Source organism: Streptomyces sp. NPDC058964, from assembly GCF_042741275.1.
GTDB lineage: Bacteria > Actinomycetota > Actinomycetes > Streptomycetales > Streptomycetaceae > Streptomyces.
Window position 1 is genome coordinate 1 of record NZ_JBHYKH010000587.1, and the last position, 5331, is coordinate 5331.

At 70.8% G+C, this 5331-nt stretch carries 6 protein-coding genes and 1 pseudogene; 4 read left to right on the forward strand and 3 right to left on the reverse strand.

The window, feature by feature from the left end; all coding sequences use genetic code 11:
• The first annotated feature begins 100 nt into the window (after nt 1-100).
• Together ACFW2E_RS40855 and ACFW2E_RS40860 are read left to right on the forward strand one after the other, a co-directional pair.
• On the forward strand, nt 101-355 hold the full coding sequence (locus tag ACFW2E_RS40855; protein ID WP_384475393.1) for a hypothetical protein: 255 nt from the start codon (nt 101-103) through the stop codon (nt 353-355).
• Nucleotides 356-1268: 913 nt separating this feature from the next.
• Complete coding sequence (locus ACFW2E_RS40860; protein ID WP_384475408.1) at nt 1269-2057, forward strand: hypothetical protein; 789 nt, start codon at nt 1269-1271, stop codon at nt 2055-2057.
• Between the two features lie 303 nt (nt 2058-2360).
• Here ACFW2E_RS40860 and ACFW2E_RS40865 read toward each other — a convergent pair.
• Together ACFW2E_RS40865 and ACFW2E_RS40870 are read right to left on the reverse strand one after the other, a co-directional pair.
• Nucleotides 2361-2501, reverse strand: a pseudogene (locus ACFW2E_RS40865) (transcriptional regulator); the annotation flags it as partial.
• Nucleotides 2502-2514: 13 nt separating this feature from the next.
• Nucleotides 2515-2886 (reverse strand): VOC family protein, encoded by a 372-nt coding sequence (locus tag ACFW2E_RS40870; RefSeq protein WP_384475396.1) that lies wholly within the window; start codon nt 2884-2886, stop codon nt 2515-2517.
• 168 nt (nt 2887-3054) lie between these two features.
• Between ACFW2E_RS40870 and ACFW2E_RS40875 the strand changes: the two genes are divergently transcribed.
• Both ACFW2E_RS40875 and ACFW2E_RS40880 read left to right on the forward strand, forming a co-directional pair.
• The gene (locus tag ACFW2E_RS40875) at nt 3055-3555 is read left to right on the forward strand and encodes a hypothetical protein (RefSeq protein WP_384475399.1); all 501 of its coding nucleotides are present in this window, start codon (nt 3055-3057) and stop codon (nt 3553-3555) included.
• A gap of 92 nt (nt 3556-3647) precedes the next feature.
• Nucleotides 3648-4163 carry a DUF4232 domain-containing protein gene (locus tag ACFW2E_RS40880; RefSeq protein WP_384475402.1) on the forward strand — a complete coding sequence of 172 codons (516 nt, stop codon included), beginning with the start codon at nt 3648-3650 and terminating at the stop codon, nt 4161-4163.
• A 28-nt stretch (nt 4164-4191) separates the two neighbouring features.
• Here the strand turns inward: ACFW2E_RS40880 and ACFW2E_RS40885 are convergent, their stop codons facing one another.
• Nucleotides 4192-5100, reverse strand: coding sequence for a DUF2786 domain-containing protein (locus tag ACFW2E_RS40885; RefSeq protein WP_384475405.1), 909 nt, complete (start codon nt 5098-5100; stop codon nt 4192-4194).
• Between the last annotated feature and the right edge of the window lie 231 nt (nt 5101-5331).

Here is a 5331-nt window from a genome sequence, read left to right on the forward strand (position 1 = left end):
CCTGCACAACCTCGCCCTCGCCGGATAGCCGAACAGGCGGCACTGCAGCCGCCCATGCCACTCCCGACTCCAAGATCGTTACGGGACAAGCCTTAAGAGAATGAGCGGGAAAGGGGTCTGGCTCATCTTCGAGTACCAGGGGATGCAGACTCTCGATATCAAAATCGGTCAAACCGTGACGTCGTTCGATCTCTATGCTCCTGGCGGGCGTTTGCTGGTGTCCTGGACGGTGGGAGACCCGGACGACGCGAACCTGTGCGAATTCACCGAACACCGGAAGTACCACCGGCCTTCGGATCGACGCTCCCGAACGTATCTGCAACAGCGTGCCGGTACTGGTCGCGGGCTGGTGTGAGGTTCAGGGGCAAGTGAGGGGACTTCCGAGGTGACGGTGTGGCCTGTCCGGTCGGCCTGACGGCGCGTCCGCCTGTATCCGTGCTTCCCTCCCCAAAGGCAGGTTCTGCGGCGCTCAGCGCCACTGGGCCCGCTCGCAGGCCCAGTGGCAGGAGGTGATGCCGGCTGGGCCCAGGTCCAGGGGCCGGTCGGTCCTGATCCCAGGGCCGGGCGGCCCGCGTGTGAACAGCGAGCAGCCAAGAAGCCCTCAGTCGCATTGAGGCTCACTCCGCTCCTGTACGACGTACGTCCACCAGGTACGGAGACGGGCGCAGGAATGGCCAGGCGCATCCGGACTACTCGGGATCTTCCTCCCGGACCTGATACGTCTTGGTCCAGGTGGCTCCGCAACGACAGTAGGAGTGCTCCAGAAGCTCACCATTCTCAGTGACTCCCAGTCCCTGGTTGATGCGCACATGTACATGCTCAGACACGGCCAAACCTCCAACGGAGTGAAAACGACTATTCTTCACATACAAGACAAGGCCGCGTAGGAGCCATGTCACAGTGCGGCGAGACGCGGCAGGCTGTCTCACCGCTGCCGGTCGCGGGTGCCGACGACGTGTGACCGCAGGCTGGCGCGGAAAACTGCAGGCTCTGCGCTGTGCTGATGGCCTTACCGGGCGCTTGATACCGCGTGGAAGACGTCATGGTCACGCGGCCCGAGGTGGAGACCGAGGATCCGGGGCCATCGGCATTTGACCCGCCATGAAGGGTGGCGACGCACAGTGCGAGCACGTCATGCGGATCTGCTGAACGGGATGGAGGAGTGGGAGTTTCCGCTGGGCCGCCGTGACGCGCAGCAAGCCGTCCGGGACTTGCCCGCCGTAGGCCCAGGCGCGTTCCGCGGAGTGCAGCCGGTCCCAGCTGGAGCCGTGACCGATCTCGAGGACGCCATCGGCGAGGTCCTTCCCTTCGGTGTACTGGTGCTGCCGGAGACGATGCGCCGACGAGGACGCGGATGGCGGACGCGCGTATGCACCCCGGTCCAGGTCCTGGCGTGCAGCGAGTGGGGAGTGGCGCTGTGGGTCGATGTCCTCGGTGTGCAGGACTGGGTGCCACTCGGCCAGCTGTGCGTGATCGACCATCAGCAGACCCGCGAGCACGGTCGGCTGGCCCTGCGAGGGCCCGGTCACTGCGTCACCGTTCGCTATCCGGCCCAGGCCGCTCCTGCAGTGCGCGGCTTCGCCACTGTGGTCCGCGGCCTGGCCATGGGCCGTCCGCTGCCTGTGCCGGCGGCGTGCCTGGGCGCTCGGTTCGCGGTGCGGGGCTGGCAGCCGGTGCTCGATGACATGGGGTGCGCGGAGGCGGATTGTGCCGCGGTCGAGGTACGGCTGCCGGGCTGGTGGCACCGCCGCCGGGCCCGGCGGGCGCTGATCGGCGTCACCTCGCACGAGGTGCTCGTCGCCCTGGCTCCGGGCGGCCTCGATGCCAGGGAACTCGTGGACGCGGTCTACGCTCTGCGCAGCCGCCTGGACGACGTGGCCTTCGCCGACCGGATGCTGCGCATCGACGCGGGCGGGGTGCTGGTCGACGTCGCACTGGGCAGGTGGCAAGCCGCGCGAGCACACCACCACCTCAGTCCGGCCGTCCCCGGTGACACTTCCAACGCCGCCGAAGACTCTCCGCCCACGCCGCCCCACCAGCCGCCCGCCCGCCCGTGACCAGTCGGCCGTAGCGCGCGACCGGGGCGTCACCCGTGACCCTTCAGTTCGGTGGGCGCCTGCAACGGGACCAGTCCCCATGACCACGTGCTGCCCTGGCAACCGACCGACACCGTGCGCCAGGCGGCACAGCGCCAGTCCGCCGCACTTGGACGCCGGACGGTGCTGAAGCGTTCGCCAGCGGCTGCACACCGGGCTGCGGCCCCGGTCAGGGAAGCGTCGCCGTGTCCCGCTGCGCCAGCCCAAAGGGCACCGCGGCGCGCGCGCGGGGCGCGGCCGCGGGGGGGCGGCCCGCTGTGTCTGGGGGGGGCGCTTGCCGAGGGGGAGGGCCAGAACCTGGACGGGCTGCGGCCCGCGCTCGCGCAGCAGGCGCAGCACCTCGCGGCGGGTGCCGTTGGCGAGCGCGGCGAAGACGCGGTCCTCGACGGCCCCAGTCGTCGTCATGCCCCGTCCTTTCCTAGCGCTGAGCCTCCGTGAGCAGCATCAGACCGTTGCCGTCCGGGTCCTGGAAGGAGGCCATCCGGCCCCAGGGCAGTTCGTCCGGGCCCTGCACGGCGGTCCCCGCTTCCGCGAGCCGCGCGCAGTCCGCGTCGACATCGGTCGTCACCAACATGATCCCCCGTGCCGAGCCGGGCTCGAAGCCGCCCATGCCGGGCCCGGAGAGCGTGAAGACGGTCTGGGCTCCCTCGGGAGCGACCTGGAGCCACCGCCCCTGCGGCATGTCCAGGTCTGCGGTGACCTCGAAGCCGAGGACGTCGCGGTAGAAACGCAGCGCGCGGTTCTGGTCGGCGACGGGCAGGGTGACGAACGAGGCGTGGGTGATGTGCATGCACCCAACGATAGGTAGGGAATTCCCTACCCGTCAAACGTAGGAGATCCCCTACCTGTTTGAGCGCCGGCAGCAGGCGCCCGGAGGTGCTCCTGGCGGGTCCTGGTAGCTTGCTGCGATCGTTCCGGCCAACCGGGCGTCCGACCGGCTACAGCTTGGGAGCTTCCAGTGACTTCGGCGACTACGAGGGTGCGGATCGCGGCCACGGCCGCAGGACTGGCGGGCGCGCTCGCTCTGACGGCGTGCAGCGGCGGCGGCTCCGACGACGGCTCGTCCTCCACCCCCAGCGCGTCCACGGCTCCCACGTCGACGGCGGGCACCGGCGGCAGCACGGGCGGCGCGACGTCCTCCGCCGGCAAGCTGCAGGGCAGCTGGCTCGCCACGACCGACGGCAAGGCCGTGGCCCTGGTCGTCACGGGCAAGCAGGTCGGGCTCTTCGCGACCGGCGGAACCGTGTGCAGCGGCACCGCGGGCGAGGAGTCGGGCATGCAGATGATCCATCTGACCTGCGCCGACGGCAACAAGGACCGGGGCACCGGAATGGTCGACTCGATGACGAAGACCATCATGAAGGTGACCTGGTCCGGCAAGGTCGGCAAGGAGACCTACACCAAGGCCGAGGGCGGAAAGCTGCCGTCCGGCCTGCCGACGGCCAATCTCGGGTCCTGACCGGGCGCCGGACCGGAGGGGCGCGCAATCGCTTCCCCGCTCCGGGCGGGATGATGCTCGGGCACCGTCACGACCTCGACAGGGACCCACTCATGCGCGCCATTACGCTCACCGTCACCGCGGTCGCCGCCGCCCTCGCCCTCACCGCATGCGACCACGGCGGCGGCGGTGACAAGAGCAAGAACAGCTCGGCATGCAGGATCGGCGAAGTCTCCGTGCAGATCGGGACGGCGAGCGTCGCCCCGGCGGCCGGCGACTCCGGCGAGGTGCCGGTCAGCATCACCAACCAGAGCAGGACGTGCACCCTGGACGGCTTCGCCGGCGTCGAGCTGACCGCGGACGGCGCCTCGAAGCCGGTCCCCGTCCTGAAGGGCGCGAAGTCGCAGAAGCTGAACCTCGCCAAGGGCGACTCCGCGTCCTTCACCATCGACTACGTGCGCGGCAAACCCGGCGACAAGGCCGGTCTGGAGGCCGGCACCGTGAAGATCAGCCTGCCCGGCTCCGGCACCAGCCAGAGCTTCCCCTGGTCGTACGGTCCCGTCGCCGGGAAGGGGAGCACGGGCGAGCCGGACGCCTCCGTGAGCGCCTTCCAGCAGGCCGGCGACTGATCTCCCGGCCGCGGGGCGGACCGCGGGATCAGTCCAGCCGCGGACGGGCCCGGACCTGCGCCCGGTCCGCCGCCCGGGCCCCCTCCGTCCAGCCGGCCGCGTCGCTCACGCCCCGCAGACGGGTCGTGGTGGTCTCCGGGAACAGGCGCTGCGTGCGGTCGGTGACGGCGACTTCTCGGGTGGCCAGGACCGGGAGCAGGTCCTGGGTGACCTGGGTTGCGGCGGCGGCCGTGAGGCGGTCGCCGACCCGGTGGGCGTAGGCCGCCAGGAACGACTGTCTGAAGGTCTTGGTCCGCCTGCGCCCGCCCGCGCGCTGGGCCGCCTCGGCCTTGGTCATCGCGTGCGTGGCCTGCACCAGCAGCGACGTGTAGAGGAGTTCGACCACCTCCAGGTCGGGTTCGAAGCCGACGACGGTGGAGAAACCGAGCGGCTCGTTCCACACGGCACGGCAGTGGTTGGCTCCGGCGACGGCGTCCAGCAGCACCGCCTTGGCCTGCTCGTACGGCGGCTCGACACCGATCCGGCAGGCGCCGGGCGCGTCCCCCGTGGGCGCGTCCGCCGCGAGCAGCGCCTCGTCGATGCTGTGCCGGGCCATCAGCTCCTGCGCCTTGGCGCTCAGTGCCTCCGCCTCCTCCGGATAGCCGGTCGCCTCCGCCTTGGCGAGCAGCGCGCGAATGCGGGTGAGCATGCGGGAGGCGGCGGGCCGGTGCTCCTGCCGCGGCTCCTCCAGGGGCTCCAGGGCGGGCAGGCGCAGCAGCAGGCGGTACAGCTGCAGGACGGCGGTCGCGTGCGAGAATCGGTCGGGGCCGCGCGGCGGCGGCCCCGCGGCCGGCCGGGCGGCCCCCGCGCCCCCCCCCCCCCGAGGCCGTACGGATGCGGTACGTCCCCGGCGCGTGCTTCTCCGCGCCCGCGAAGACCTCCACGGGGCCGGTGACATCGAGGCTCTGGACGTCGTCGAAGAGGACGACGAGGACGGTTCGCTGGGCCATGCGTCGATTCTTCGCCCAGGGCTCGAACGTCCGCAATGACGCGTACCCCACCTTTTCTGCCATGCCGCACGCGCCCGCATCAGCCCTGGATGACGTACTGAGCGGTTGGTAATGTGCCGGACATGACCACTGCCGCCATCGACGCCCGCGCCGGCCGCCGCTGCCACAACGCGCTCAAC

What these genes read in the sequence shown, in the direction of transcription:
- ACFW2E_RS40855 (WP_384475393.1), top strand. Translation starts at nt 101, where the DNA reads ATGAGCGGGAAAGGGGTCTGGCTCATCTTCGAGTACCAGGGGATGCAG.
- ACFW2E_RS40870 (WP_384475396.1), bottom strand. Translation starts at nt 2,886, where the DNA reads ATGCACATCACCCACGCCTCGTTCGTCACCCTGCCCGTCGCCGACCAG.
- ACFW2E_RS40880 (WP_384475402.1), top strand. Translation starts at nt 3,648, where the DNA reads ATGCGCGCCATTACGCTCACCGTCACCGCGGTCGCCGCCGCCCTCGCC.
- ACFW2E_RS40885 (WP_384475405.1), bottom strand. Translation starts at nt 5,100, where the DNA reads ATGTCACCGGCCCCGTGGAGGTCTTCGCGGGCGCGGAGAAGCACGCGC.